This is a genomic window from Methylobacterium sp. PvP105, from assembly GCF_017876975.1.
In the GTDB taxonomy this organism is placed as follows: Bacteria; Pseudomonadota; Alphaproteobacteria; order Rhizobiales; family Beijerinckiaceae; genus Methylobacterium; species Methylobacterium radiotolerans.
In genome coordinates, this window is sequence record NZ_JAGIPA010000001.1 from 3,139,915 (window position 1) to 3,165,863 (window position 25,949).

Below are 25,949 nucleotides of genomic sequence, written 5' to 3' on the forward strand. Positions count from 1 at the left end.
CGCTCACTTGAGGGGCGCGACTTGCGTGCCCCCATCCATCGCTCGGATCTTGTTCAGGTCATCAAGATCTTTCGCGGACTTGATGGTGAGAAGGCCTGTAGAGCGGTATTTATCGAGCAATGATTGGCACATCGTCTCGGCCCCGACAGCTTTGAGCCCATCATCGAGCTGCCGATCGTGCTGGCGCAGGTACGGTTGTAGCGGCCCGTCGGGGTTGAAGGGGTTGATCAACCCGCTTCGGTCCATGAACCGCTGCGTAGCCGGATAATCCACGCGCAACGCCGGGCAGTTCCCGCCGATCCAGCGGATGTCGCTCGCCAGCCTGAGCGCCTCCGATTGGGGCATCTGTGCCGTGGCGCTGCCAACGGCCAGCGTGAGCGAGCCCAGGACGATGAAGATCGGGGTGTGGCGCATCCGGTCAGCCTAACTTCGCCGAACAGGTTGTCGAGGCGCTCTGCATGTCCTGGCGTGACGATTACCGCCCCGCCTCGTTCCGGGGTGTGCCGTTCCACGTGGCGGCCAATTCTCGGACCAACGGGCGGCGCGGTTTCACGTACGAGTTCGCGAAGGGCGATCGGTCGCTCGACGAGGACCTGGGCAAGCGCGTCACACGCGTCGCGGTGTCCGGCTACGTCATTGGCGACGATTACGACCTGCAGGCCGATGCGCTGGAAGCCGCGCTCAACCGCGAGGGCGGCGGAACGCTCATCCTGCCGACCCTCGGGCGCATGTTCATGCGCTGCGAGTTCGGCCCGCGCGCCGAGCGCAAGGAAGAGGGCGGCATCGCCTATTTCGAGATGGCCTTCGTCGACGCCAGCGGTGGAGGCGTGACGCGGTTCGGCGAGAACACGCAGGCGGCTTCGGCCGCCTCTGCGGTGCAGCTGGCAGATGCCTCCGAGCTCTCCGCCGGCACCGACGACGACTGGAGTTAGAACCGGATGACCTCCGCCCAGCGCCGCGTCGCCGTCGCGGCGCTGAAGGCCGTCCTCGATGCGCTGCTCGCCTCCGGCGTCGACGCCACGAGCCAGGACGGCGCCACGCTTCGGCAGCTCTGCGGCGGGCTCTCGGCCGATGCCATCGGCCAGGTCCAGGGCGGCACCTTCGGGACGCCGCTGCGTGCGTGCTTCGCCGCCGCCACCGCGGCCGGCGCCACCTTCGCGGGCATGGATCAGGTTCGGCAGCAGGCGCAGAGCGTCACGGCGCCCGACCTCCCCGTACAGCGCGTCGCCCAGACCGCAGCCCGCTTCGCGCTGGTGGAGATGGCCCGGATCGTCGCGGCCACGACGTTCACGAGCCGCCAGGACGTCGACGCGACGCTCGCGCGCGTCAACGCGGCCTTCGCCCCGGCCGAAGACTTCGCAGCCGCGCAGTTCAACGCCGTGGTCTGGCGCGCGCTCGTCGCGTCCCACGCCGACGTCGTGCGCGACCTCAAGGCCCGGGCCCGGCCGCTCCCGCGGATCGTGTCCTATGCCTTCGGCACACGCATGCCGCTCCTGACGCTCGCCAACCGCCTGTTCGGCGATGCGAGCCGTGCCGAGCAGCTGCTCGCGGAGAACTGCGACACGGTCCATCCCCTGTTCATGCCGCCCACCGGTCGCACGCTGTCTGCCTGACCATGCCCAGCCCCGATCTCTACTGCGAGGTCCGCACCACCGGCGGCACCTTCCGCGACTGGCTGACCGTGCAGGTCACCCAGGATATCGAGACGCGGTGGATGCGTCGGTTTGCGCTCACCTGCACGGAGGTGAGCGGCAAATTCCAGCAGCGCCTGTTTCCGGGCAAGCGCATCGACATCGCGATGGCCGGGCAGGTCGTCATCCAGGGCGGCTTCATCGAGCGGCGTCAGGCGGCCTTCGACGCCAATCGCCACGGTGTGCAGATCTCGGGTTTCAGCGCGGCCGGTCCACTCACGAAAGTCTCGGCCGACGCCGGCACCGGCCAGTTTCGCGGCTACCCGATCGACGCGATCGCCAACCGGCTGCTGAAGCCCCACGGGCTCAAGTTCAAGGTCCAGAACGGGCCGGACGGCTGGAACACGCCGTTTCCGAACGTCGTCATCCACGACGGGGAAACACCCTTCGACGCCATCTCGCGGCTGTGCCGTCAGCGCGGGCTGTGGCTGTGGGCCGAGGCGAACGGAGATCTCGTCGCCGGCTCGAAGACGGATAGCAACGGAGGCGGCCTGGTCTTCAGCGAAGGGCGCAACATCCTCTCGGGCAACTGCACCTCGGAGATGTCGCTCGCCGATGCCATCAAGGGCAACGCGCAGCAGCCGGGCTCGGACAGCCTGTTCGGACGCAAGGCCGCAGAGATCTCCGCGCAGTCCAAGCTCTCGGATGGCATCCCGGGCCTGACGCGCAACGTCCTCGCCGAGATGCCGCTCTCACAGAAGGAGCTGCAGCTGCGCACCAACATGGAGGCGCAGGCGATCGAGGCGTCCCGGCTGCAGGTGAGCCTCGCCTACCAGGGCTGGCTCAACCCGGCCGGCAAGCTCTGGGACCTGTCGGAATTCGTGACAGTCGAGTCCGAGATCCTGTTTCCGACCGAGACGGCGAAGATGGACCTCAAGGTCTGGGGCTACGCCTATACCCAGACGCCGGAGGGGCAGACCACCTCGATGGTCGAGCTGCGCAACAAGGCCGCCTGGAACGTCCAGCACCCCGACGCGACCACTTCGGACGGGTTCTTCGGCGCGAACCCGACGCCGGCCCAGCCCGAGGCTTCGACATGACCACGCTGCGCTCGGACGCCGACGATGCCGCGCGGCGCGCGTACCTCGGCGTCGGTCGCGGGACCCTCGTCGAGGTAGACGACTCGACCAAGATGCAGGAGGTGACGGTCCGGGCCCGGTTCGGACGGATGCTCACCAACGTCGAGCACTGGCATCCGTACGGCTTCACCAGCGTTCCGCTGAAGCCTGACGATCAGGAGCAAAGGCAGGCCGAGGTCCTGATCACCTACCTCGGCGGCAGCCTGGATCATCCGGTCGTCGTCGGCATCGGAGACCGCCGCCACCGCCCGAAGAACCTCAAGGCCGGCGAGAGCTCGCACCACGACGATCAGCGCCAGCACACGCACCTGACCCGGGATGGCGTCAACCAGACCGGCAAGAAGGTCACGATCACGGGTGGAGACGACGGCTCGGGCCGGGCCGTCAAACCCGCCACCGACAATTTCGAGCTCAACGAGCAGCTGAAGGGGCTCGCCGCCCGCCTGTCGCAGGTCGAGGACTCGCACCACGCCCTCTTCGACGTGGTGTCCAAGTTCCGCCAGAACGCGGAGCAGGTCGTCCCGGCTCTCGTCCCGGTCAACGCCGCCACCCAGGTCACGAACGCCCTCAGCGGCGCGCCGACGGGCCTGGACGCCATGAAGGCGCTCGCGGAGGGCAAGCTCACCGGCTACCTCCAGAATGCCCTGCAGCGCGGCCTGAAGGCCTTCCTGGATCCGGGCCGGCTGATGGGTATGACGAGCCTGCTGGCGGGCAACGTCGAGAGCCTGATCGCCGGCCTCGAGGCGCAGATCGCCGGCCTGATCGCCAACAACCCAGTGATCGGGATGGTGGACGACCTCGTCGACGAGCTCGAGGCGTTGAACGCCAGCGGCGGCCCCGAGGCGGCGATCGCCGCGAAGACCGCCGAGCTGACCGGCCAGATCGAGCAGCTGACCGGCGCCAACCCGGTGATCGGCCAGATTGCCAACCTGCGGGGCCGGCTCCAGCAGCTCGCCGACCAGGCCGGGCCGGCGATGAACTTCCTGGAGCCGCAGAAGCGGCTCGTGCAGGGCCAGACGAAGTCGATGCGCTTTGGCGGCCCGGGCTGAGAGACCCGCCATGACGGACGTCCGGATCGCGCCGAAGGGCACCGCCCCGGGCCAGCCCTTCCAGGCGGTCGACCTCGACCTGCTGCTCACCCCGGCGGGCCAGCTCGACACCTCGGACGAGCTCGCCACGGCCGTCGTCGTCGCGCTGATGACGGATGCGCTCGCCGGCCCGGACGACGACCTGCCGGACTCGCGCGACACCGACCGCCGCGGCTGGTGGGGCGACGTCGACGCCGAGCAGATCTGGGACGGCTGGCCGATCGGCTCGAAGCTCTGGCTCCTGTCTCGGGCCACGATCACCGGCGCGGCCGCCCGCAAGGGCGCCACCACGGTCCAGATCGAGGACTACATCTACGAGGCCCTGCAGCCGTTCGTGGACAGGAAGATCGCCACCAAGATCGAGGCGACGGCGGTCCGCGCCGGCATCGAGCGGATCGAGGCGCGCGTCGTGATGTACCGCGGCGACGAGCTGCTGCTCGACCTTCGCTTCAGTGACCTCTGGGCCGGGATCGTCGTCTCCGCGCCGACCGGCTGACCGGCCTCCCACCACCGCCACCGCCCGAACCGACCCGCTGGAAGCCGCCGCCGCGGCGCGCCTGAGGCTGCCCCATGCCGTTCAACCTGCCGGACCTGCCGAGCGTGCGCCGGCAGAACCGCGACAACCTCGCCGCCTTCCTGAAGGGCGCCGACGCGAGCGTCCCGAACAACGCGCTGCGCGTCCTCTCGGATCAGAACGCCGGCGGCGCGTTCCTGAACCTGAAATACCTCGCCTACATCGCCAAGAACGCCCTGCCGGATAAGGCCGAGGGCGATTGGCTCCTGCGCTGGGCCTACATCCTGTTCGGCGGCCCGAAGGCGGCGACCTTCGCCTCCGGCACGATCGCGCTCACCGGCGTGAAGGGCACGCTCCTGCCGGCCGGGTCGATCCTGGCGACCTCGGACGGTGTCCAGTACCAGACCGCGGCCGACATCTACCTCTCGTCGACTGCAACCGAGGCGGCGGTCACCTGTCTGACCGCAGGCGCGATCGGCAACCGAGACGCCGGGGCGCCGCTGTCGTTGACGGTCGCGGTCTCCAACATCGACGCGCAGGCCACGGTCGTCCTGATCGACGGCGGCGCCGACACTGAGAGCGACGACGATCTGCGCACCCGGGTGCTGCTGCGCCTGCGCCGGCCCCCGATGGGCGGCGACGCCGACGACTACATCCAGTGGACGCTGGCCGTCCCCGGCGTCACCCGCGCCTGGTCGAGCCCGAACGGCATGGGCATCGGCACCGTGGTGGTGCGGTTCCTGTGCGACGCGCTGCGCGCCGGCAACGGCGGCCTGCCGACCGACGACGACATCGCGCAGGTCCGCGCCTATCTCGACACGGTCCGACCCGTCTGCGTGAAGGACTTCTTCGTCGTCCCGCCGATCCCGCAGGGGCTGGCGATCAAGATCCGCAACCTGTCGGACGACACGCCGTCGATGCGGCTCGCCATCGAGACGGCGTTGCAGCTGCTGCTCCTGGAGCGCGCGGCGCCCGGCCAGACGATCTACGCGGCCTGGGTGTCGGCGGCGATCTCCGAGGTGGTGGGCGACGGCTACTTCGACCTCGATTTCGACGACGCGGTGATGGCTTCGCCCGGGCACATGGCGAGCCTCTCGGCCGCGGCCGGCGGTGGGATCTCCTACCCATGAGCGACGGCTTCATCCGCCGCGATGGCGACGACTACGCCGAGGCCTTCGCGCGCCTGCTGCCGCGCGGCGAGGCGTGGTCGCGCGACCCCGACAGCGACCTGATGCAGCTCGTGCGCGGGCAGGCCGAGATCTGGGGAACGGTGGTCGACCCGCGGGCCGCCGACCTCCTGGAGCTCGAACTCGACCCGCGCTTCACGACCGAGCTGCTGCCGGACTGGGAGCGCGCCTTCGGTCTGCCCGACCCGTGCGTCCAGGAACAGTACACCCTGGAGGAGCGGCGCCTCGCCCTCATCGAGCGGATCACGACCGAGGGCGGCCAGAGCCGGGCGTTCTTCTACAACGTCGCCTCGCGCCTCGGGTACGTGATCCGGATCGTCGAGTACTCGCCGTTCATGGCCGGGATCTCCCGGTGCGGCGACACGCGGGCGACCGGCACCAACGGCGAGCAGTACCGCTGGCAGGTCGGACCGCCTGAGATCCGGTTCTACTGGACGGTGCGGGTCTACGGTTCGCGCGTGTCGTGGTTCCGGGCCGGCGCTGGCCAGTGCGGCATCGATCCGATGGTGCGCTTCAGCATGGCCATGGACCTCGAATGCCTGTTCCGGCGCTACAAGCCGGCGCACACCGAGATCCTGTTCGACTACGCCAACGTCACGCCGAAGTACCAGGAATACGTGCCCTTCCGGGCAGGCGTGAACCACTGCGGGACCGACCCGCTGCTGACGATCATCGAGCACGGCGGCGACCCGCTGCCGGCCGAGAGCGTGCCGCTCTACTAGCCCCGCCCCTCAACCGATCGCTTGGCCGACGCTGACCCGCCCCGCGGGCCGGGCGCGGCTGCGCGCGTCCGGAGCGCCCGCCCGTGCAGTACAATAAACCCTTCGATCAGACGAACCCGGCGGCCGGCTATGTCAACGGCAACCCGGCGACCAACACGGCGGGCTCGATCCCCTGCGCCGAGGGTCTGGAGTACCCGCAGCGCGAGATCGTCAACGCGATCACCGCTGCCGGCCTCACGCCGACGAACGGCGATCTGACCCAGCTCGCCCAGGCGATCAAGGCGCTCATCGCCTCGACCGCGATCACGCCGGTCGTGGCGGCCGTCACGCTCTACGTCGACAGCTCCACGGGCAGCGATGCGACCGGTGACGGCTCGCAGGCCAACCCGTTCCGAACCAACGCGCGGGCCATCCGATATGCCGCCTCGCGCTACGCGTTCGGCGGCTACGGGCTCCTGGTGCAGATGCTCTCGGCCGGTACCTACGATCTGCCGGCGGTGGTCACCGGTGTCCCGAACCTCACGATCCTGGGCGCTCCGGCCAATCGCGGCAACTACCTCCTCGCCGGTGCGGGCACCAAAGACGCCCAGACGCAGGTCACGGGAACGGTCTGCACCATCAGCGGGGCGACGCTGCGCAACACCAATCCGGCGCTGAATACGATCGCGGCCGGCAGCAACGTGACGATCGACAACTGCGATTTCACCGGCGACACGGCGCTGAACGCCAGCCACCTCTTCGCCGGACCGGGCGGCTCCGTCACCCTCAGCGGGACGATTGGCATCGCGCAGAGCGCGGGCGCGATCCTCGACGCGCAGGGCGGCACGATCACCTCATTCGGCACGATCAACGTGCCGTCGGCCGGCGTCTTCACCAACGTCGTCAACTGCATCAACGGCCGCGTCGCCTTCGGCACGGGCGCGGCGTGGGGCGGTACGACTTCCGGGCGCCGGTTCTACGCCGGGCTGAACGGCGTGATCCAGCTCTACGGCCGCGGCGTCAACTTCATTCCGGGCACGACGGCCGGCACCTACGACACGGGAGGTCAGGTTGCGTAACTTCAACGCCTCGGACTGGTACTGGCGCCTCCCGAACGGCACCGACATCTTCGCCTCCGCGCGCGGGGCGATCGTCGGCGCCGACGATGCCACCCTGAAGGCGTGGAGCGCGCCCGACGATTGGGAGCCGACGCCCTGTCCGGTCGACGCCAGCGGCGCGCCGACGCTGGTCGCGCTTCGCGAGGAGCTGGCGCGCTGGGGACTGGCGCTCCCCGATGCTCTGGCGGCGGCGCCCTCCGCGGCCGATCTCGTCGCCTACGCGGCGGCCCGGCGCTTCGCGGTCGAGACCGGCGGCGTGGTGGTCAACGGCGTGACGGTCGCCACCGACCGGGACAGCCAGTCGATGGTCGCCAATGCCTACGCCGGGATGCAGGCGGGCGGCGTCGCCTCCGTCAAGTTCAAGGCCGCCTCCGGCTGGATCGAGCTGACGGCCGACCAGATGAAGGCGGTGGCGCTCGCCGTGTTCGCTCACGTCCAGGCGTGCTTCACCGCCGAGGACGCCTGCGACGCCGGCATCAACGCGAGCCCGCCGACGATCACGACACTCGCCCAGGTCGATGCCGCCTTCGCAGGCCTCGCGCCCGCGGCTTGATCGTCAGCGGCGCAGACCAGTCCGACCCGCGCCGCCTCCGGGCGGCTTTTTGTTGCCCGCTCGCCTGAGGTCCGGTGCATGTCGAGCCTCGCCCCGATCCAGCTGATCCAGCCGCAGCGGGTCGACTTCGACACGACGCAGGCGACCGACTGGCTCGACGGCCTGCCGCTGATCGGCTCGCCGGCGGCTGGCGGCACACTCGCGGGCGACGCCAACGTTGGGAACGGCGCGATCACGGTCGCGGACGTTCAGCCCGGGGCGGTCTACGGCGCACACGTGGTTGCAGTCACTGCGATCGCGAGTGGGCTTACTCGGATCAGTGTCACGGACCCCTATGGCCTCGTGACCGGCCAGGGGGTCGTTGGAGCGCCCCTCTATGCCGGCGGGATCACTATCAGCCTGGCGCAGGGCGCGACGCCGTTTGGGGTCGGCGACAGCTTCGCGATCGCCGTAGTGCCGCAGCCGGTCGACCTCACCGGCCTCGTGTTCGATCTTGACGCGCGCCAGGCGGTGGGGGCGGCGACCATCGCGCTGCAGGCCACCAGCGGCGGCGCGAACCCGAGCATCGCCAACGGCGGCCCTCTCGGCGTGATCGCCATGGCAGTGGCTCGCACGCCCATGGCGCGCCTGCCGGTCAAGCCTGAGGGCTACCCCTACGGCATCACCGCCACCGACCCGGCGACGGGCCTCCGGGTCCCGACCTTCTACGGCCTCATCCACCACACCGCCGTCCCCGCACAGATCGGACAGGGAGCCTGAGAGCATGGCGATCCGAGGTTCTTCGCTCGCCCGTGCCTATGTGCCGGTCGGCGGGCCGGCCGGCCTGCCCGGGCAGAGCACCTACGCGGCGTGGCTGGCCCTGGGCAACACCGGCGAGCTTGCCGACTTCGTGGCGGCCCAGAAGGGTGCGCCGGGTGGCGTCACGACGCTCGCCGGCAAGGTTGGCGCTCTGGGTCTGGACGATATCGGGGCGCTGGCCAAGACCGGCGACGCCTCCGGGACCAAGGTCCGACTTGCCATCGCCGCGGCGGTCGCGCGAGCCGTCACCGATCGGGCGACCGACCATGGTGTGACCCCGCAGGATTTTGGCGCCGTCGGCGATGGTGTGGCCGATGACACGACGGCCCTTCGCTCGTGGCTGGCGGCGCTCGGGCTCGGCCGGCGCGGTGCCATGCCGCCCGGGCTTTACCGGTTTACTCAGCCGCTCCAGTTCCCGATCGTCAGCAATCTGTCGCTCGCCGGCTCCGGCAGCCATTCGAGCGTGTTCTGGTACGACGGACCAGACGCCGCCAAAGACATCATCACGATTGGAGACACGACCAGTTCAATCTCTCAGGTCCGGCAATGCAACCTGTCCGGCTTTCGAGTTGCCTCTAATCTGAAGATGACGGCCGGCGCCGGGCTTCGGATGCGCGGTCTGGTTCGGTCCGTGCTGCGAGATATCATTGCAGACGGTCAGGACGGCAACGGCAACCTGTTCCACGGCCTATGGTTCGACCAGGTCGATATGGTCGTGCTGGGGCAATACGAAGCGCGCGCTCAAGGCGATGCGGTTCGGCTCAACGGCGCGCTGGGGAATGGCGCCAAGGCCGGACTTTTCCTGCATCAAGGCAAGATCGCCGGCAGCGGCGTCGGCATCCGCGTCGGGGGCGCGTTCGGCGGCTTCAGTCTGGAACAGACGGACGTCATTGCCAACGGCACCAACATGATCGTCGATACAACTCTGACTGCTGAAGGCAACAGAGAGGTATTCATCGGTGCCACCGTATCTTTCGACAGCGCTCAGGACGCCAGCTCCGCGTCGATCGTCCTCGACGATAGCTTGATCGCCAACGGCATCATCGCGTTCACCGGCACTTGGAACACATCCGGCCCCGGCCACGGCTTGTGGGTCAAGAACTGGCGCGGTTCCGACCTCATCTGGACTGGCGGTACGATCGGCGCATTCACCGACAACGTCCGGGTCGATGATGCCTCGGCGAGGGCGACCTTTTCAGGAGGGTTGGCGATCCGGGCAGCGCGAGCATACGGCGTCAACCCGACCGTCGCTGGCCACGCCGTGGTTGTTTCCAATGTCCGCGGCGTTGGGAATGCGCTCGGGACCTTGAATGCAACCTATCAGGCTGGGCGGCTTCTCACCTCTAGCGAGCTTGTTCCCGCCGTCGCGACGACGGGGCTGACCCTCTCGAACGACGTTACGACCCCAGCAAGCGTCATCAACATCGGTCCGGGATCCGCGACATCTTCTCCCCGGTCCGGGGTGATGGCGATGTTCGGCGTGCTGAACAAATCCATCCTCAGTACTTGGGTGGCGGGCACGGGTGGCGGGCTGGACACAGGCGCCGTAGCGTCTTCGACTTGGTATCACGTGTTCCTGATCAGCAACCCGTCAACGGGCGCTGTGGACGCGCTGTTTTCGCTCTCGCCCAGTACGCCCACGCTGCCGGCTGGATATCTGCTGTATCGGCGCATCGGTTCCGTTCGCACTGATGCGAGCAGCAACATTCTACCGTTCAAGCAAACCGGGTCCACCTTCGTCTGGACTGCGAGCGTGACCGATTTGAACGGGGGCGCATCGACGACAGCGTCGCTCGTGCCGTTGACTGTCCCGACGGGGGTCCAAGTCGAGGCGCTGTTCCGAGCGGGGGCCTCCAGCAGTTCCCCGAACGGCCTCATGATTTCCTCTCCAGATGCCGCGGATGAGGTGCCAACGTTCCCAAACTACTCGCTGACATGGGCGGCAAATACCAACGCCTTCGGGGAGTTTCGCGTCCGAACGGATACGTTCGGGCGGATCCGTGCTCGCTCGTCCGTCGACAGCACGATTTTCGGCGTACGCACCTACGGCTGGGTCGACCCTCGCTGACCTGACGCCCACGGCGCCCCGCGGATCCCACCCGCGGGGCGCCGACCTGATGCCGCGCGGCTGATCGCCCGGCCCCAACCCGACACCTTGGATCCCGCCATGCTCCTGCAGCGCCTCGCGCTACGGGCCGCAGTCGCTTGCGCGCTGCTGTTCGCGCCTGCCCACGCCCGAGCCTGGGAAGGCATTGCCTCGACCTACGGCCGCGAGATCTTCCGCATCAACCCGAAGGGGCTGACCGCCAACGGGGAGCGGTTCAAGCCGATGGGGCTCACGGCGGCGATGTGGGACGTCCCGTTCAATACGCGCGTTCGCGTGACGAACCTCGCCAACGGCTGCAGCGTGATCGCCCGGATCAACGACCGAGGGCCACACAGGCGGCTGCGCCGCGCGATCGACATGTCCACCGGCGCGGCCCGCGCGCTGTGCTTCGACGGCCTCGCTCGCGTCCGGATTGAGATCCTGGACCGGGCCGGGTCGGGACGCCGCTTGGCGGACGCGCGCTGATGCGGGCCCGGATCCTGGCGGCGTTGCTGGCCGTCCTTGTGTCCGGCGCGCCGGCAGCGGCCACCGCCCGGCCGCGCATCCCGCACCTGCCGCCCCGGCCGAGCGCGGCGAGCCTTCTGGCCGCGGCGCCGATCGCGCCGAACGGCCTGCTCATCCACGACGCCGGGCGCCTGCGCACCCTTGAGCTCGACGAGATCGCGCCGCTGCGCCTGCGCCTCTCCATCCCCTTCTGAGGACCTGACCCATGGCGAAGGACGGTTTCGCACGAGCCTACGCGCGCGTGCGCGTCTACGAGGGCGGCAACGTCGACGATCCGCGCGATCCCGGCGGACGCACGTCGCGTGGCGTCACGCAGCGCGTCTACACCGCGTGGCTGCGCCGCCAGGGCCTGCCGAACGCGGACGTCTGGACCGCGACGGATGCGCAGGTCGCCGCGATCTATCGCGCGCTCTACTGGGACAAGGCCGCCTGCGACGAGCTGCCGGCCGGCGTCGACTTCGTCGTCTTCGACGGGGCGGTGAACAGCGGCATTGGGCAGTCGGTCCGGTGGCTGCAGCGCAGCCTCGTCGGCTACCCGGGCGCGGTGGACGGCGCGATCGGTGACGTCACCCTACACGCGGTCGGCCAGGACGAGGACAACGACGCGCTGATCGCGCGTTACTGCGCGGCCCGCCTCGGCACCCTGCGGGGTCTCAAGACGTGGCGGATCTACGGCAAGGGCTGGGCGGCCCGGATCGCCAACGCGCAGAAGATCGGCCAGGGCTGGGCGTCGGGCAGCGTCGGACCCGCGCCGGTCGCCGTCGATCAGGTCGGCGGTCACCGCAAGGCGGTGGTGTCCCCGGAGACGATCGCCCGGCCGCTGCTCTCGACGGCTTCGACCACGGTGGTGACCTCGGCCTCCGCGGTCGCCGCGCCCGTGTCCGAGCTTGGACAGCAGCTCGAGGTGATGCGCGATTGGTTCGCGTGGATGCCCTACGTGCTCGGCGGACTCGCGGTCATCGCCGGCGTCGCCGGCGTCATCGTCAAGTACGGGCACGCGGTGGCCGACAAGGTCCAGGCGGGCTCCGCCACGCAGGCGGTGGACACGAGCGCTGACGAGGACCTACCCGCGGTCGCGGTCGACGATCCTGCCGCTCCGGAGGCCGCCGTCACACCTCCGGCGACCGCGGCGGAGGCGGCCTGACATGCGCGCCCTCCTGGATCGCATCAAGGGCTTCGCCGAGCGCGGGGCCGCCCTCCTGGGCATCGGCGCCGTCGCCTTCGCTCTGCTCTCCGGCCTCACGCTGGGGTCGCTGCCCAGCGCCGGGCTGTCCTTCCTCATCGGTAAGGCGGCCGGCTACCGCGCCGCCGACCGGCAGGCCGAGATCAACCGCCTCGCCCGCGACGCCGCCGAGGCGCGCGTCGACGCGAACGCGGCGCGGGCTGCCGAACAGGCCGCCCGCGCAGGCGAGGCCCGCAACGCGAGCGCCCAGGCGGCGGCGGAGAAACGCAATGTCGAATACGCGAAGCTTCTGCGGTCGCTCGGCCCGATGGGCGCTTGCGGGCTGTCTGATGCTGACCTCGGCCGGCTGCGGGACAACGCGTGGGCTGTCCAGCGCGGCGCCCGGCGCCCGCATGCTGCCCCCGGTCGCTGACATCGTCCCGGCGCCGGCGCCCCGCCCGGTGCCGAAGCGGGGCGAGGATGCGCGGCTCTACGCACGGCGCGCCCTCGACTACGGGGACGCCAACGCGGCCGGCCTCGGCGACGCCGCGGACCGGTACGGAGCGCTCGCCGACGCCTTGAAGCACCCCGCGCCGGCGCGGGGTACGGTCGACCCGTAGCCTCGCAAGCCCGTGAAAGTTTCACGGGGTTCCCGGCCGGTCGTTGCCTCTCATCCCAACCGCTCAACGCGGCTTGTCTCTCACCGGAGGCCGGTCCGCGCCACTCAACGCGCGACCGGAACACCGGCGCGCGGTCTTCGGCCTGGGGGCCAGAACCATGACCACGCAGCTTCAGCAGCAGATGCAGCCTCCGATGATCGGCAACCTGGAGGCTCGACTGGAGCGGCAGGAAACGCGTCTCGACGGCTTCGGCTCGATCCTCGACAACGTCGTGAAGAGCCTCGGGGCCCTGAGCGACAAGCTCGACCGCCGAAGCGCGACCCCGTGGGCCGTAATCTGGGGCGCCATGGGAACGTGTGTCACCATCGCGGGGCTGATCGGCGGCCTCGCGTTCTACCCGCTGAAGGACGGTCAGTCCGACCTCAAGAGCTCGCTCCTGTTGATCCAGGAGAAGGCTGACAAGCGTATCGAGGCGCTGGCGGCCAATCAGGTCACGCGCGCGGAGCACGAGGTGCACTGGCGCTCGCAGGATCGGGACTATGATTTCATGCGCGACCGCATCGGTCGGGTCGAGGCGCGATCGGTGAAGGGCCTCGACGAGATGAAAGCGCGACTCGACCGCCTGGAGGACCGCGTCGTCTCCCGCAGCGAAGTCCTCGCCCGGAACGACGCGCAGGACCGGGTCACCAGCATGCTGCGCGGCGAGGTCGACGAGCACGTCCGAGCCTTCAACGACCGACAGCAGCGCCGGATCGACACGCTGGAGACCGGGCCGCGCCGGTAGCGCCGCTTCACACTCAGCTTCCCACTGCTCTGGGCGCCCTGGCTTCGGCCGGGGCGCCTTTCGTCGTTTTGGACGAGAGTGCGCACGCGTTCTCCTAGCCGCATACCTCCACTAAATTTTGCCCAGCTTGGTCCTCTCTCGGCTCCACGATTTGGAATTCAGTCAAGATAGTTCCAGGCGACTCAATGCGAAGCCGTTGATTGAACTGAGACTTCCTCGCCAAAGCATTCCATCGCCAGAAGGAACCATGCTGCCGTTAAGCAATATTTTAGCCATCTCAAGATGGATATATCCAACTTTCGGCGGAGCCCAATCTTCGGGCGCTCCATCGGGCTTGTCGTATAGCCTGGTGTAGTCACGATAATTATTCGAAAGGATGCTGGCAAAATCCACGTCGCCGACTTTGCCAGTGAACTGGTATGAAGCGGCCTGATCTGCGATCCTTGAGAAAAAATCTCGCCCCGATAAAGTCCGCCCACAGATAGTAGTACCTGAGACCATTAGCGTGACCCACTGTCCTATACCGAGATTTGCAAGCCTTGCAATTTCCTCCAGGAAAATGTCCTGTTTGATTGGCGCGAGGGGCTCGGGAGGGGAGGCGACTGTTGATGAACCTGACATAGATGTCTCCTTGATCTACAAGCGCATTTATGCGACGCATTGCTCATTATTTATATAATTGATCGTTCGATCATGTAGCATGAATACTTTCTTTGCTTCGCCGGGGCTCAATTCTTTTATGAATACCGGGCCGGCGAATGACGAATTCGTATATTGCGCAACTACCTGTTTAATTTGAGGGTCTTTTATCGCCTTGATCGGCAAAACACTGAGCCTTAATCCAATCGTTTTTAGAACCGATGTCAGCGTATCAAGGTTCGGGTTGCCTTTTTCCGATAGAGCACGATAGAGACTTTCGCGCGACTTGCCTGTCTCGGCCGCAATTTGGGACATGCCTCGGGCTCTAGCGACAACGCCAATTGCATGAGCAATTAAAGATGGATCACTGTCCTCTAGAACGGCCTCGATATACGCGGCGACATGCTCCGGAGTATCAAGGAATTCAGCCGTATCATATTCTGGAAGATGGTCGGACATTTTAATAAACCTAGCCTGAGGAACCAACTAGATAAGCTAGACTGTTTTTGCCAGCTTCTTAGCTCTGACGATATCATTTTCTTGCGTTGACTTGTCTCCACCGCACAGCAGAATTATCAATTCCGCTCCGCGATTGGTGAAATAGACCCTGTATCCAGGACCGTAGTCGATCTTCATCTCGTGAACGTCGTCACCTACACCGCGGCATTGGCCTGGGTTGCCCAGCTTCAGCCTGTCGAGACGAAGACCGATCCGCGCGACCGCCCTGGCGTCGCGAAGGTCTCTTAACCAGTCAGCAAAGTCGGGCAGGCGGCGGACTGTCGGCATCCGTTCTTGTAGCTTGAAAGCTACACAGGGTCAATCGGCGTTCCACTCGTCATGATGCCGGATCACACGCGGCGATGTGCGGTGCTTGATCCGGGCTTGTTGGCGTCGATCTGGGCCAAATGCTCCCGGCCGGCATGGGTGATGAACCACGCTGAGATTTTACGGCCTGGCCCGAGAGCCGGTCGCGAGATGACAAATCCAAGCCTGCGCAGCGTCGGCATTGCGGACGGGTAGGCCTCGTGCCGCATCCCTTGCGGATAGAGGAGGCACGCGCGCAGGGCGGCGAGCTGGCGGCCGCGGACCGGTGCGATCGGTTCGGAGGGCATGGCGGCGGCCTACCGCGGTGGCCCCGGCGCCGTCCATGAGATACTTGCGGCAAGCCTGCCGAACGAACAGGATTTGCAGCGGCGCCGACGCGTTGTGGGTTCATCAACGATTGTCGGCGAACCTACGTGTAGGCAGGCCGACAGGCCGACGAACGGACACGCCGACATGCGGACAATTTCAGTGGTCAGCCAGAAGGGTGGCGCGGGCAAGACAACGATCGCCGTCCACCTCGCGGTCGCAGCGCAGGCCGCGGGCTTGAGCGTCGCGATCGTCGACATGGATCCGCAGGCGAGCGCCGCCCGCTGGTCCGACGATCGCATGGCCGAGGAGCCCGAGGTCGTGTCGATCCAGCCGGCCCGTCTGGCCAAGACGCTCGATACGGCCCGCGCCGCCGGCGCCGACTTGGTGGTGATCGACACGGCGCCGAACGCCGACGGCGCGGCGCTCACCGCGATCCGGGCGTCCGACCTGGTGCTGATCCCCTGCCGCCCCTCGGCCTTCGATCTCGCGGCGATCGCCACCACGCGCGAGCTCGTCCGGATCGAGAAGAAGGCGGCCTACATCGTCCTGTCGGCCGCGCCCGTGCGCAGCGCGCTCGTCGCCGAGGCCAGTGCCGGTCTGACCGCGGAGGGCGCGCAGATCGCACCCGTCGTGCTGCACAACCGCATCGCCTTCTCCCACGCCGTCATCGATGGCCGCACCGCCACGGAATACGAGCCGGCGGGCAAGGCGGCCGAGGAAGCGCGGGCGCTGATGCTGTGGGCGTGTAGGCACGTCGGCTTGTCGCCAGATAGACAGGCCGACGTGACGACGCTGGCAGCGGAGTGAGCGGGATGAAGCGCGGAACCCTGATGGGCAGGAAACCGACGAGCGAGCCGACGCCGGCGGTGACCGAGGCGCCAGCCGCTCCGGCCGCGCCAGCGGCGCCGACGCAGGCGCGGCCCGCCAAAGCCAAGACACGCGAGGGCAAGCGGAACGTGACCGCCTTCGTCGACGAGGCGGCGCACCGCCAGCTCCGGCTGCTCGCTGCGACGGAGGATGCCGCGATGCAGGATCTCTTCGTCGAGGCGCTCAACCTGCTGTTCGAGAACCGGGGCCTGTCGCGGATCGCGTAGGCCGCGGTGCCGTCAAACTCCGGGGCTCCGTCGAAGAGGGTTTCCGGAGGCCGAAAGTCTGACGGGCCTTTGATGGATCTGCATTTCCGCCCCGCCTGTCACGCCGGAGGTCGCGGGTTCGAGCCCCGTCGCCCGCGCCACGTCCCTTCTCGAACAATCGACAGTACCGGCCTCGCGATCGCGACGGCGCTCGCCGTGCGCCTCGGGTGCGCGCGGGTCACGTCACCTTCGGCGGTGCACCCGTCGCGGGTCCGATCGGGCCGCGCCCCGCGGGCCGGACGGCGGCGCGGCCGCCCCTGAGGCTCAGGGCGATCCCGAAGAGGATGAGGCTGCCGCCGGCCAGGATATCGGCGCTCAGCGGCTCGCCCAGCACGAGGTGCGTGCTCAGGATGCCGGCCACCGGGACCAGCAGCGCGAACGGCGTCACCGCGGCGGCCGGGTAGCGGGTCAGCAGCCGGCTCCAGAGGCCGAAGGCGAGGAGCTGCGTCGGGTAGGCCTGGAAGGCGATCGAGGCGCTCGTCACCCAGTCGGGATGGGTCAGGGCCCGGACGGCGTCGGAGCCCTCGACGATCAGCGAGAGGGCGAGCAGCGGCGGCGTCGTGGCGAGGCTGCCCCAGACCATCAGCGCGAGCATGTCGACGCGGCCGATCCGCTTCGCCACGATGTTGGCGCTGGCCCAGGACAGGGCCGCGCCGACGACCAGCAGCACCGGTCCCGCCGGGGCGCCTCCCGCCCGCCCGAGCGCCACCGCGGCGACGCCGAGGAGCGCGACCGCGCCGCCGATCACCTGGAGCACCCGCGGGCGCTCCTTCAGGACGATCCAGGCGAGCGCCACGGTGAACGGCACCTGCATCTGGATGAGCAGCGACGACAGGCCGGCCGGCATGCCGAGGCGGATCGCCGTGAACAGCAGCCCGAACTGGCCGATCCCGAGCGCCAGCCCGAAGGCCGCCACCAGGGCGGCGGGCGCCCGGGGCGGGCGGATCACCAGGGCGGCCGGCAGGGCCGCGAAGCCGAATCGCAGGGCGCACAGCATCAGCGGCGGCACCGTCACCAGCCCCACCTTGATAGCCACGAAGTTCACACCGAGGAGCGTGACCACGAGGAGCGCGGCCAGCCCGTCACGCAGCGTCATCGGCGCGATCCTAGAACCCGTGCGCCCCGATCACCAAGGGCGCACGGCCGTCCGGGCCCGGCGGCGCTCGTCGCGCCGGCCGACCAGCAGGTGGATCGCGTCGCCCGTGCGCGGCACGCAGGCATCCGCCACGTCCTGCGGCGTCAGGCCGATATCCTTCAATTCCCGGTCCGACAGGGTCGACAGGCGCTGGAGCACGCGCCGGTTCATCGCCGCCCGCGACAGGCCGGCGCGCACCTCCGCGGCGACCGTCAGCACGGGGCCGGCCATCCGGGCGAGCCATCCGCTCCGCGGTCTGATCCGGGCTTCGAGGGCGGCGGTTTCGGTCAGGCACTGGGTCATGGATCCCCTCCTCCGTCGTTTGGGGGCGTCACGATCCTGTCGGCCCGGGGCTGGCGGCGACAGGAACACTTCGGTACGGTTCGGAAGAATTGTCCGGACGAAAGAGCAGTACGGATGTCGGTCGCAGCCAGAAGCCCCGGGACGCGCGTCGAGGCCGTGGTCGGCGAGATCCGGGAGCGGATCGCGGCGCGGCGGCTGGTTCCGGGCGTGCGGATCCCCTCGGTGCGCGCCTTCGCGGAGACGATGGGCGTCTCGAAATCCACCGTCGTCGAGGCCTACGAGCGCCTCGCCGCCGAGGGCGCCGTGGTGCCGCGGCCGGGCTCGGGCTTCTACGTCGCCGGCAAGACGCGGCCGCTCTCGCTCCAGGCGATGGGGCCGCGGCTCGACCGGATCGTCGACCCGCTCTGGATTACCCGGCAGGCGCAGCAGGCCGGCTCCGACCAGCTCAAGCCCGGGGCCGGCTGGCTGCCCGATTCCTGGATGCCCCACGAGGCGATCCGCCGGGGTCTGCGCCGGGTGGCGCGCGCCGACCTCGCCGAGATGACCAACTACGACCGGCCGCTGGGCTACGAGCCCCTGCGCCACCAGATCGCCCGCAAGGTCGGCGAGAAGGGCGTCGGCGCCGAGCCCGACCAGATCGTGCTGGTCGAATCGGCCACGCAGGCGCTGGACCTCGTCTGCCGCTTCCTGCTCCAGCCCGGCGACACCGTGCTGGTGGACGATCCCTGTTACTTCAATTTCCTGGCGCTGCTGCGCGCGCAGCGCGTCGCGGTGGTCGGCGTGCCGATCACCCCGGAGGGGCCGGACCTGCGGGCGCTCGCGACCCTGCTGGAGCAGCACCGCCCGCGCTTCTACTTGACCAACGCGGCCCTCCAGAACCCGACCGGGGCGAGCCTCGCGCCGACCGTGGCGCACCGCCTGCTGAAGCTGTGCGAGGCGCACGACACGCTCATCGTCGAGGACGAGATCTTCGGCGACCTCGAGCCCGAGGCGGCCCCGCGGCTCGCCGGCTTCGACGGGCTGGAGCGGGTGATCCAGATCGGCAGCTTCTCCAAGACCCTGTCGGCGGCCGCGCGCTGCGGCTGGATCGCGCTCCGGGCCGACTGGGTCGAGCCGCTGGTCGACCTCAAGCTGGCCCTCAGCCTCGGCAACGGCCACATCACCGCGGCGCTGGTGCACGCGCTGATCACCGAGGGCGCCTACCGGCGACACCTCGCCGAGACCCGCCGCCGGCTCGCCGGCGCGATGGTGCAGGCCTCCGCGGAGTTGCGCGCCTGCGGCCTGGAAACCTGGGCGCAGCCGCGGGGCGGCTTCTTCCTGTGGATGCGGCTGCCCGACGGGCGCGACGGGGCCGACGTCGCCCGCCGGGCGCTGGCCCGCGGCATGGTGCTGGCGCCCGGGACCTCGTTCAGCCTGTCGGATACGTGGAACGGCTACATGCGTTTCAACGTCGCCCACTGCGCCGATCCGCGGATCCGGCCGATCCTGCGGGAGGCGCTCGGCTGAGGGGGGCCGGTCAGGCCGGCAGCACCAAGTCCGCGCGGAGGCCGCCGAGATCCGAGCGCCCGAGGCTCAGGCCGCCGCCGTACAGCTCGGCGAGTTCCAGGGTGATCGGCAGCCCGAAGCCGTGGCCCGGCACGCCCTCGTCGAGGCGCCGGCCCCGGGCCATGACGGCGGAGGCGGCCGCCGGGTCGAGGCCGGGCCCGTCATCCTCCACCGACACGGCCACCGCGCCATCGCGCGCCGTCGCGGAGACCCGCACGCGGCCGCGGCACCAGCGGCAGGCATTGTCCACGAGGTTGCCGAGCATCTCGTCGAGATCCTGGCCCTCGCAGGAGACCGCCAGGGCCTCCGGGACGTCGAGGTCGATCGCCGCGCCCTTCTCCGCGTGGATCCGGGCCAGCGCCGCGCGCAAGTCCGACAGCCGGGGCGCCAGGGCCGTGCGGCCCCGGGCCGAACCCGCCAGGGCCGCGGCCCGGGCGCGCCGGAGGTGGTGCCGCACCCGCCGGTCCATGTCGTCCACCTGCCGGCGCAGCGCCCCGTCCGGATCGCGGGCGGGCTCCGCGAGCGCCATCGACAGGGTGGCGAGCGGCGTCTTGAGGGCGTGGGCGAGGTTGGCGACGTGGCCGCGGGCGCGTTCCAGGTTCTGCGCGTTCTGGTCGAGGAGCGCGTTGAGTTCCGCCACCACCGGCGCGATCTCGGCGGGCTGGTCCGCCGGCACGCGCTCGCGCCGCCCCGACCGGACCGAGGCGAGGTCCGCGCGCAGGCGCGTCAGCGGCGCGAGGCCCAGGCGCACTTGGACCGCCAGCCCGGCGAGTAGGCACAGGCCGAGGATGCCGAGCGCTAGGGCGAGGCTCGTCAGCGCCTCGCGCAGCGGCCCGCGCAGCTCCCCCTCCGGTGCCGCCACCACGATCGTCGCCGGCTCGGGTCCGGGCACGTCCAGCACGCGGGCGACGAGGGGCTCGCCGCGCGGTCCCGTGCCCGAAGCCGGGTGCGGCCGGCCCGGCTCCCCGTCCGGTTCGGGATCGGACAGGCGGATGTCCCCGCCCCGCAGGGAGCCGGACCGGATCGTCGCGCCGCCGCGGCGCACCTCCCAGGCCCAGCCGGGGCCGGGCCGGTCGAAGGGCGGCGCGTCGAGACCCTGCGGGAGGATGCCGGCCTCGAGCCCGGCCCGCAGGGCGACGATCTGCGCGTCGAGCCGGCCGTCGAGCTGCCCGCGCACGAACCGGTGCAGGATCACCCCTATGACGAGGCCCGCCACCACCAGGGCCGCCAGGACCAGCACCAGGGCCGCCGCGAGCAGCCGGGTGCGGAGCGAGCGCCGCGGCGCCCTCCCCGCCATCAGGCGGGCTCCGCGTGCAGGCGGTAGCCGTGGCCGCGCACGCTCTCGATCCGCGCCGGGGCGATCTTCCGGCGCAGGCGCGTGATGATCACCTCGACGGAGTTCGAGTCGACGTCGGCGTCGCCCTCGTAGACCCGCTCGATCAGGTGCGGGCGCGGCACCACGGTTTCGCGGTTCAGCATCAGGCAGGACAGGACCCGCCATTCCAGGCCGGTGAGCTTGAGCGGCAGGCCCTCGTGCTCGAAGGCGCCGAGGCCCGGATCGAAGCTCAGGGGACCGCAGGTGATCCGGCTCGCCCCGCCTCCCTGGGACCGGCGCACGAGGGCGCGCAGGCGGATCACCAGCTCCTCCACGCGGACCGGCTTCACGAGGTAGTCGTCCGCCCCCGCCTTGAAGGCCGCGACCTTGTCGCTCCAGCCGTCCCGGGCGGTGAGCACAAGCACCGGCAGGGTCCGGCCCGCCGCGCGCCACGCCCGCAGCACCGAGACCCCGTCGCCCTTCGGCAGGCCGAGATCGAGCACGACGGCGTCGTATCCCTCGGTCTCGCCGAGATGCTGGGCGTCCTCGCCGGTGGCGGCGTGGTCGAGCACGAAGTTCTCGGCGCGCAGGACCTTGGCGACCTCCGCCGCGAGGGCCGCGTCGTCCTCCACCAGTAGGATCTTCACCGGTCTCACCTCCCCGTCCGGGCCCGCGACGGCCGGTTTCGCCCGCTGCGGCGGCCGCGAACCCTGCCGCCGCCGGGAGTTGGGGCCGTGTCCTCACCTGGACCGCCGGGACCACCGCCCGGGCGACGGCCTGCCAGCCCGCATCGGCGCCCGCTGCCAAGCCTCTGAACCCGCACGGGTTCCGCACGGAGCGCTCTAGGGCGGCGCCTTTAACCGGGCCTGAACCGCGCGGTTCAGACCGGATTGCCGGCGGCTCCCTACGAAGGGGCACCGGATCGAGCGGATCCGGACCCTTCAGAGGATGCGATCATGAGCGACGACAAGACCATCGACGGGACCGCGCGGGAGATCCGCCAGCCCGAGGCCGCCGGGCCGGCGTCGAAGGCGATCCCGCGACGCACCTGGGCGGTCGGCGCGGTGGCGCTGCCGCTGGCGCTGGGCGCCGTCGGCCTGTCCCTCGCGCAGGGAACGCCGTTCCAGCCGACGCCCGTCGCGCCGGTGGCGATCCAGGCCCTGGCTCCCTCGGGCGCGACCGCCATCAAGGGCGAGGTCGCGGAGATCTTCGGCAACAAGTTCGTGGTGCAGGACGGGACCGGGCGGGCCCTCGTCGAGACGGGCCGCGCGGGCGAGGGCGGCGGCCTCGTCGCCAAGGGCGAGACCGTGACGGTGCAGGGCCGCTTCGAGACCGGCTTCCTGCACGCCCGGGTCCTGACCCACGGGGACGGGCGCACGCTGCTGCTCGGGCCGGCCGGCGGTCCTCCGACCGGCAGCCTCGACTGGGCCAAGGACCGGCTCGGTCTCGGACCGAAGCCCGACATGGCGGCCGCGACCGCCGCTGTCCAGGCAGCCGGCTACGGCGACGTGCGGGTCACGGGCCGCGGTCCGCGCCACTTCGATGTGGCCGCGAAGGATCGGGACGGCCGCGAGCACCAGCTCCATGTCGGCTTCGACGGCCGAGTGCGGGAGCGCCCGGCGCCGGGGCTGCCGCCGCTCTGAGCCCGGCCCGGGCGAGAGGGTCGGCGTGCAACCCTTCCGCGCCTGCCGCGTCCTCCTGTCTCTCGACCGACAGGAGGCGCGCCGTGGAGCCGATGAAGCCGATGAAGCCGATGGAACCCATGAAGCCTATGGAACCCATGAAGCCGATGGAGCCGATGAAGGGCGCGCAGCCCTGGTGGCCGAAGGATCTCGGCGAGCCCGCGACCAGCGGCGCGCAGAACGGGATGAAGTACGCGTTCTTCCCAGACAGGCGCCGCCTCCTCGTCGACCGCGACGGGCAGGTCTCGACCTACGACAGCGGCGACCACCGGATCGGCGGCGTCGCGCAGGCGGACGGGGCCGCCAAGACCCTGACCTTCACCGGCCAGGACGGCGAGGTCGACCTGGGCTCCCTGAAGAAGCTCGACTGAGCCCGGCGTGGACAGGCCGGGACGGCGCGCTTAAGCCCGGCCCGACCATGCGAGCCGTCCCGCCAGACCCCGCGATGCCATGCGCGCGCTGATCGACCTCGTCCGCGCCATGCGGGCGGCCGACCGGCGTCGGCTCGCCCTGATCGCCCTCGGGCTCGCGGGAGCGGCGCTGCTGGAGGTGGTGGGCGTCGCCTCGGTGATCCCGTTCCTGACGCTGGTCGGGGACCCGTCGGCGGCGACCCGGATCCCCTACCTGGCCCAGGCCCGGGGAGCCCTCGGCCTGACCGACGAGCGCGGCTTCCTGCTGGTGACCGGCGGGGCCGCGCTCGCGGCGATCCTCGTCACCGCACTCGTGAATGCCGGGCTGACCTACGCGCAGCTCCGGTTCACGCACCTGGCGGGCTACAGCCTCAGCCGGCGGATGCTGTTCCGCTACCTCGACCGGGAGCGGCTGTTCTTTGCGCAGAGCAACAGCGCGGAGCTCGCCAAGAACGTGCTGTCCGAGACCGATCGGCTCGTGATCGGCGCGCTGACGCCCGCCACGGTGCTCGCCTCGCGGGCGAGCTCGGCGCTCGCGGTGATCGCCTTCCTGCTGGCCTACGCGCCGCAGCTCGCGCTGATCCTGGGAGGCGGCTTCGGCGGCCTCTATGTCGGGATCTACCTCGTGATGCGCGCCCGGCTGGCCCGGCTGGGCAGCCGCACCGTGGCCGACAACGAGGCCCGCTTCCGGATCGTGCAGGAGACCTTCGGGGCGCTCACCGAGCTGAAGCTCTACGGGCGCGCGGAGGCGTTCGCGTCGCGGTTCGACGCCCCGGCCCGGGCCTACGCCCTCGCCACCGCGGCGAGCCAGCTCACCGGCCAGATGCCGCGCTTCGTGATCGAGGCCCTGGCCTTCGGCGGGGTGATCGTGGTGGTGCTGTTCGCGCTCGCCCAGGGGCTCGACGTCGCCGGGATCCTGCCGCTGCTCGGCCTGTTCGCCTTCGCGGGCTACCGCATGCTGCCGGCCTTCCAGAACATCTTCACCTCGGTGGCGCTGATGCGATTCACCTTGCCGGCGGTGCGGGTGATCGTCGACGAGCTCGCCGACGAGCGGGAGCCCCGGCCCCGCAGCGCGGAGCGGCTGCCCTTCGCGCGGGCGATCCGGCTCGAGGGCCTCGGCTTCGACTACGGCACCGGCCGCCCGGCCCTCGCCGGGATCGACCTGACCATCCCGGTCAACGCCACGCTCGGCCTGGCCGGGCGGACCGGATCGGGCAAGTCGACGCTGGCCGGCCTGATCCTCGGCGTCCTGAGCCCGACCGCCGGGCGGATCACCGTGGACGGCCGGCCCCTCGATGCCGGCACCCTGCCCGCGTGGCAGAACCGGATCGGCTACGTCCCGCAGGAGGTGTTCCTCGTGGACGGCACGGTGGCGGAGAACATCGCGCTGGGCCTCGACGCGCCGGACCTCGCCGCCGTCGAGCGGGCGGCGCGGCTCGCCGGCGCCCACGACTTCGTCGCGGCCCTGCCGCACGGCTACGCCGAGCGGGTCGGCGAGCGCGGGGCGCGGCTGTCCGGCGGCCAGCGCCAGCGCGTCGGCATCGCCCGGGCGCTCTACCACGACCCGGACGTCATCGTGTTCGACGAGGCGACCTCCGCCCTCGACGACGAGACGCAGGCGGCCGTGATGCGGGCGCTGCGCGCCCTCTCGGGCCGGCGGACGCTGATCCTGATCGCCCACCGGCTCTCGACCCTGGAGGGCGCCGACGCGGTCCACGTCCTGGAGGCCGGCCGGATCGTCGCCTCCGGGCCGCCCGAGGCGGTCCTGCCGGGGCTCGGCACGGCCGCGTGAGCGACCCCGCGTGGGGGCCTTGCGTCCGGCCCCGCCTCCGTTACCTCGGCTGTCCGAGGCAGACCGGGAGAGCACCGTGACCACGCGCATCGAGCTGACCGCACCGGACGGCACAACCGCGACGCTCGCGACCCACGGGGCCGAGCCGGTCTCCTGGCGGGTCGGCGGGACCGAGTATCTCTGGAGCGGCGACCCCGCGCACTGGAACCGCCACGCGCCCTGGCTCTTCCCGGTGGTCGGCGCCTCGGCGGGCGGGCACGTGACGGTCGGGTCCGAGCGCTACCCGATGGCCCAGCACGGCTTCGCGCGGGACCTGCCCTTCGCGGTGGTCGACCGGAGCGCCGACGCGGTGACCCTGCGCCTGACCGACGGGCCCGGGACGCGGGCGCACTACCCGTTCGCGTTCCGGCTCGACATCGCCGCGCGGGTTCGCCCGGCGGGTCTCGACCTCGACGTGACCGTCGCCAATCCCGGCGACGTCCCCCTGCCCTACGCCCTCGGCTTCCACCCGGCCTTCCCGTGGCCCTTCGCGGGCGGCAGCCGCGCCCGGGACGGTGGCTACGCGGTGGCCTTCGAGCAGGCGGAGCGGCCCTTCGCGCCCCAGGTCGGCCCGGGCGGCCTGCTGCTGCGCGACGAGCAGCCGATCCCCCTCGCCGGGGACACGCTGCCCCTCGATCCGGCACTGTTCACCGAGGCCTTCGTGTTCCGGAACGCCCGCAGCCGCTGGATGCGCTTCACCGGCCCCGGACGGGCGATCCGCATGGAGATGGCGGATTTCCCCCACCTGGCGGTCTGGACCAAGCCCACCGCGCCGTTCCTGTCGCTCGAGTGCTGGACCGGCTACGCCGACTGGTCGGACTTCGCGGGCGACCTCGCCGCGCGCGATTCGCAGCGCCTGCTCGCCCCGGGCGCCGCGGCGCGTCACGGCGTCCGCCTGACGCTGGAGACCTAGCCG

At 70.3% G+C, this 25,949-nt stretch carries 33 protein-coding genes; 24 read left to right on the top strand and 9 right to left on the bottom strand.

What is annotated here, in order from left to right; genetic code table 11:
- Positions 1–3: 3 nt before the first annotated feature.
- Positions 4–414, bottom strand: a complete 411-nt coding sequence (locus J3A75_RS15100; protein ID WP_209650387.1) for a hypothetical protein — start codon at positions 412–414, stop codon at positions 4–6.
- A 44-nt stretch (positions 415–458) separates the two neighbouring features.
- On the opposite strand from J3A75_RS15100, the gene J3A75_RS15105 reads away from it, so the two are divergent.
- The 17 genes from J3A75_RS15105 to J3A75_RS15185 all read left to right on the top strand — a co-directional run bounded on the left by J3A75_RS15105 (position 459) and on the right by J3A75_RS15185 (position 13,906).
- Positions 459–932 carry a DNA circularization N-terminal domain-containing protein gene (locus J3A75_RS15105; RefSeq protein ID WP_209650388.1) on the top strand — a complete coding sequence of 158 codons (474 nt, stop codon included), beginning with the start codon at positions 459–461 and terminating at the stop codon, positions 930–932.
- Between the two features lie 6 nt (positions 933–938).
- Positions 939–1,613 carry a hypothetical protein gene (locus J3A75_RS15110; RefSeq protein ID WP_209650389.1) on the top strand — a complete coding sequence of 225 codons (675 nt, stop codon included), beginning with the start codon at positions 939–941 and terminating at the stop codon, positions 1,611–1,613.
- A 2-nt stretch (positions 1,614–1,615) separates the two neighbouring features.
- Positions 1,616–2,731: a phage baseplate assembly protein gene (locus J3A75_RS15115; protein WP_209650390.1), complete on the top strand. Its 1,116-nt coding sequence runs from the start codon at positions 1,616–1,618 to the stop codon at positions 2,729–2,731.
- A complete protein-coding gene (locus J3A75_RS15120; protein WP_209650391.1) occupies positions 2,728–3,819 on the top strand; it encodes a phage baseplate assembly protein in 1,092 nt (363 codons plus the stop codon). Before J3A75_RS15115 ends, J3A75_RS15120 begins: the two co-directional genes overlap by 4 nt.
- A 10-nt stretch (positions 3,820–3,829) precedes the next feature.
- On the top strand, positions 3,830–4,354 hold the full coding sequence (locus J3A75_RS15125) for a phage GP46 family protein (RefSeq protein ID WP_209650392.1): 525 nt from the start codon (positions 3,830–3,832) through the stop codon (positions 4,352–4,354).
- Between the two features lie 74 nt (positions 4,355–4,428).
- The gene (locus J3A75_RS15130) at positions 4,429–5,502 is read left to right on the top strand and encodes a baseplate J/gp47 family protein (protein ID WP_209650393.1); all 1,074 of its coding nucleotides are present in this window, start codon (positions 4,429–4,431) and stop codon (positions 5,500–5,502) included.
- The gene (locus tag J3A75_RS15135) at positions 5,499–6,281 is read left to right on the top strand and encodes a YmfQ family protein (protein WP_209650394.1); all 783 of its coding nucleotides are present in this window, start codon (positions 5,499–5,501) and stop codon (positions 6,279–6,281) included. The genes J3A75_RS15130 and J3A75_RS15135 overlap by 4 nt, the downstream gene beginning before the upstream one ends.
- A gap of 83 nt (positions 6,282–6,364) precedes the next feature.
- Positions 6,365–7,339 (top strand): hypothetical protein, encoded by a 975-nt coding sequence (locus J3A75_RS15140; RefSeq protein ID WP_209650395.1) that lies wholly within the window; start codon positions 6,365–6,367, stop codon positions 7,337–7,339.
- Positions 7,332–7,931, top strand: a complete 600-nt coding sequence (locus J3A75_RS15145) for a DUF4376 domain-containing protein (protein ID WP_209650396.1) — start codon at positions 7,332–7,334, stop codon at positions 7,929–7,931. The genes J3A75_RS15140 and J3A75_RS15145 overlap by 8 nt, the downstream gene beginning before the upstream one ends.
- Positions 7,932–8,009: 78 nt before the next feature.
- Entirely contained in the window at positions 8,010–8,690 is a 681-nt protein-coding gene (locus tag J3A75_RS15150; RefSeq protein WP_209650397.1) for a hypothetical protein, read from the top strand.
- Positions 8,691–8,694: 4 nt separating this feature from the next.
- Entirely contained in the window at positions 8,695–10,797 is a 2,103-nt protein-coding gene (locus tag J3A75_RS15155) for a hypothetical protein (protein ID WP_209650398.1), read from the top strand.
- A gap of 99 nt (positions 10,798–10,896) precedes the next feature.
- Positions 10,897–11,301: a septal ring lytic transglycosylase RlpA family protein gene (locus J3A75_RS15160; RefSeq protein WP_209650399.1), complete on the top strand. Its 405-nt coding sequence runs from the start codon at positions 10,897–10,899 to the stop codon at positions 11,299–11,301.
- Positions 11,301–11,534, top strand: coding sequence for a hypothetical protein (locus tag J3A75_RS15165; protein ID WP_209650400.1), 234 nt, complete (start codon positions 11,301–11,303; stop codon positions 11,532–11,534). The genes J3A75_RS15160 and J3A75_RS15165 overlap by 1 nt, the downstream gene beginning before the upstream one ends.
- 11 nt (positions 11,535–11,545) lie before the next feature.
- Positions 11,546–12,484, top strand: coding sequence for a glycoside hydrolase family 108 protein (locus tag J3A75_RS15170; RefSeq protein WP_209650401.1), 939 nt, complete (start codon positions 11,546–11,548; stop codon positions 12,482–12,484).
- A gap of 1 nt (position 12,485) precedes the next feature.
- Positions 12,486–12,935 carry a hypothetical protein gene (locus J3A75_RS15175; RefSeq protein ID WP_209650402.1) on the top strand — a complete coding sequence of 150 codons (450 nt, stop codon included), beginning with the start codon at positions 12,486–12,488 and terminating at the stop codon, positions 12,933–12,935.
- Complete coding sequence (locus tag J3A75_RS15180) at positions 12,916–13,122, top strand: hypothetical protein (protein WP_209650403.1); 207 nt, start codon at positions 12,916–12,918, stop codon at positions 13,120–13,122. Before J3A75_RS15175 ends, J3A75_RS15180 begins: the two co-directional genes overlap by 20 nt.
- Positions 13,123–13,279: 157 nt before the next feature.
- Positions 13,280–13,906, top strand: coding sequence for a hypothetical protein (locus J3A75_RS15185; RefSeq protein WP_209650404.1), 627 nt, complete (start codon positions 13,280–13,282; stop codon positions 13,904–13,906).
- Between the two features lie 162 nt (positions 13,907–14,068).
- Here J3A75_RS15185 and J3A75_RS15190 read toward each other — a convergent pair whose 3' ends face one another.
- From J3A75_RS15190 to J3A75_RS15205, 4 genes are all read right to left on the bottom strand, one after another.
- Complete coding sequence (locus tag J3A75_RS15190) at positions 14,069–14,527, bottom strand: hypothetical protein (RefSeq protein ID WP_209650405.1); 459 nt, start codon at positions 14,525–14,527, stop codon at positions 14,069–14,071.
- Between the two features lie 27 nt (positions 14,528–14,554).
- Positions 14,555–15,004: an addiction module antidote protein gene (locus J3A75_RS37255; RefSeq protein ID WP_209650406.1), complete on the bottom strand. Its 450-nt coding sequence runs from the start codon at positions 15,002–15,004 to the stop codon at positions 14,555–14,557.
- A gap of 36 nt (positions 15,005–15,040) precedes the next feature.
- Complete coding sequence (locus tag J3A75_RS15200) at positions 15,041–15,331, bottom strand: type II toxin-antitoxin system RelE/ParE family toxin (protein ID WP_209650407.1); 291 nt, start codon at positions 15,329–15,331, stop codon at positions 15,041–15,043.
- A 62-nt stretch (positions 15,332–15,393) separates the two neighbouring features.
- Positions 15,394–15,657: a hypothetical protein gene (locus J3A75_RS15205; RefSeq protein ID WP_209650408.1), complete on the bottom strand. Its 264-nt coding sequence runs from the start codon at positions 15,655–15,657 to the stop codon at positions 15,394–15,396.
- On the opposite strand from J3A75_RS15205, the gene parA reads away from it, so the two are divergent.
- Together parA and J3A75_RS15215 are read left to right on the top strand one after the other, a co-directional pair.
- Positions 15,656–16,486: a ParA family partition ATPase gene (parA, locus tag J3A75_RS15210; protein WP_245364426.1), complete on the top strand. Its 831-nt coding sequence runs from the start codon at positions 15,656–15,658 to the stop codon at positions 16,484–16,486. The two genes, J3A75_RS15205 and parA, sit on opposite strands and share 2 nt — an antisense overlap.
- Before the next feature lie 5 nt (positions 16,487–16,491).
- Entirely contained in the window at positions 16,492–16,773 is a 282-nt protein-coding gene (locus J3A75_RS15215; protein WP_209650409.1) for a ribbon-helix-helix domain-containing protein, read from the top strand.
- A 217-nt stretch (positions 16,774–16,990) separates the two neighbouring features.
- Here the strand turns inward: J3A75_RS15215 and J3A75_RS15220 are convergent, their stop codons facing one another.
- The gene (locus J3A75_RS15220; RefSeq protein ID WP_070999426.1) at positions 16,991–17,908 is read right to left on the bottom strand and encodes an EamA family transporter; all 918 of its coding nucleotides are present in this window, start codon (positions 17,906–17,908) and stop codon (positions 16,991–16,993) included.
- 30 nt (positions 17,909–17,938) lie between these two features.
- On the bottom strand, positions 17,939–18,250 hold the full coding sequence (locus J3A75_RS15225; RefSeq protein WP_012319037.1) for a DUF1127 domain-containing protein: 312 nt from the start codon (positions 18,248–18,250) through the stop codon (positions 17,939–17,941).
- A gap of 114 nt (positions 18,251–18,364) precedes the next feature.
- Here J3A75_RS15225 and J3A75_RS15230 point away from each other — a divergent pair, with 114 nt between their 5' ends.
- The gene (locus J3A75_RS15230; protein ID WP_012319038.1) at positions 18,365–19,756 is read left to right on the top strand and encodes a PLP-dependent aminotransferase family protein; all 1,392 of its coding nucleotides are present in this window, start codon (positions 18,365–18,367) and stop codon (positions 19,754–19,756) included.
- 10 nt (positions 19,757–19,766) lie between these two features.
- Here the strand turns inward: J3A75_RS15230 and J3A75_RS15235 are convergent, their stop codons facing one another.
- Together J3A75_RS15235 and J3A75_RS15240 are read right to left on the bottom strand one after the other, a co-directional pair.
- The gene (locus J3A75_RS15235) at positions 19,767–21,092 is read right to left on the bottom strand and encodes a sensor histidine kinase (RefSeq protein WP_070999427.1); all 1,326 of its coding nucleotides are present in this window, start codon (positions 21,090–21,092) and stop codon (positions 19,767–19,769) included.
- Entirely contained in the window at positions 21,092–21,757 is a 666-nt protein-coding gene (locus tag J3A75_RS15240) for a response regulator transcription factor (protein ID WP_012319040.1), read from the bottom strand. The genes J3A75_RS15235 and J3A75_RS15240 overlap by 1 nt, the downstream gene beginning before the upstream one ends.
- A gap of 309 nt (positions 21,758–22,066) precedes the next feature.
- Between J3A75_RS15240 and J3A75_RS15245 the strand changes: the two genes are divergently transcribed.
- From J3A75_RS15245 to J3A75_RS15260, 4 genes are all read left to right on the top strand, one after another.
- Entirely contained in the window at positions 22,067–22,753 is a 687-nt protein-coding gene (locus J3A75_RS15245) for a DNA-binding protein (RefSeq protein ID WP_053622706.1), read from the top strand.
- A gap of 92 nt (positions 22,754–22,845) precedes the next feature.
- Positions 22,846–23,163 carry a hypothetical protein gene (locus J3A75_RS15250; RefSeq protein ID WP_234742103.1) on the top strand — a complete coding sequence of 106 codons (318 nt, stop codon included), beginning with the start codon at positions 22,846–22,848 and terminating at the stop codon, positions 23,161–23,163.
- Positions 23,164–23,242: 79 nt separating this feature from the next.
- Positions 23,243–24,994 carry an ABC transporter ATP-binding protein gene (locus J3A75_RS15255; RefSeq protein ID WP_070999428.1) on the top strand — a complete coding sequence of 584 codons (1,752 nt, stop codon included), beginning with the start codon at positions 23,243–23,245 and terminating at the stop codon, positions 24,992–24,994.
- 76 nt (positions 24,995–25,070) lie between these two features.
- Entirely contained in the window at positions 25,071–25,946 is an 876-nt protein-coding gene (locus tag J3A75_RS15260; protein WP_043073655.1) for an aldose 1-epimerase family protein, read from the top strand.
- Positions 25,947–25,949 lie beyond the last annotated feature (3 nt).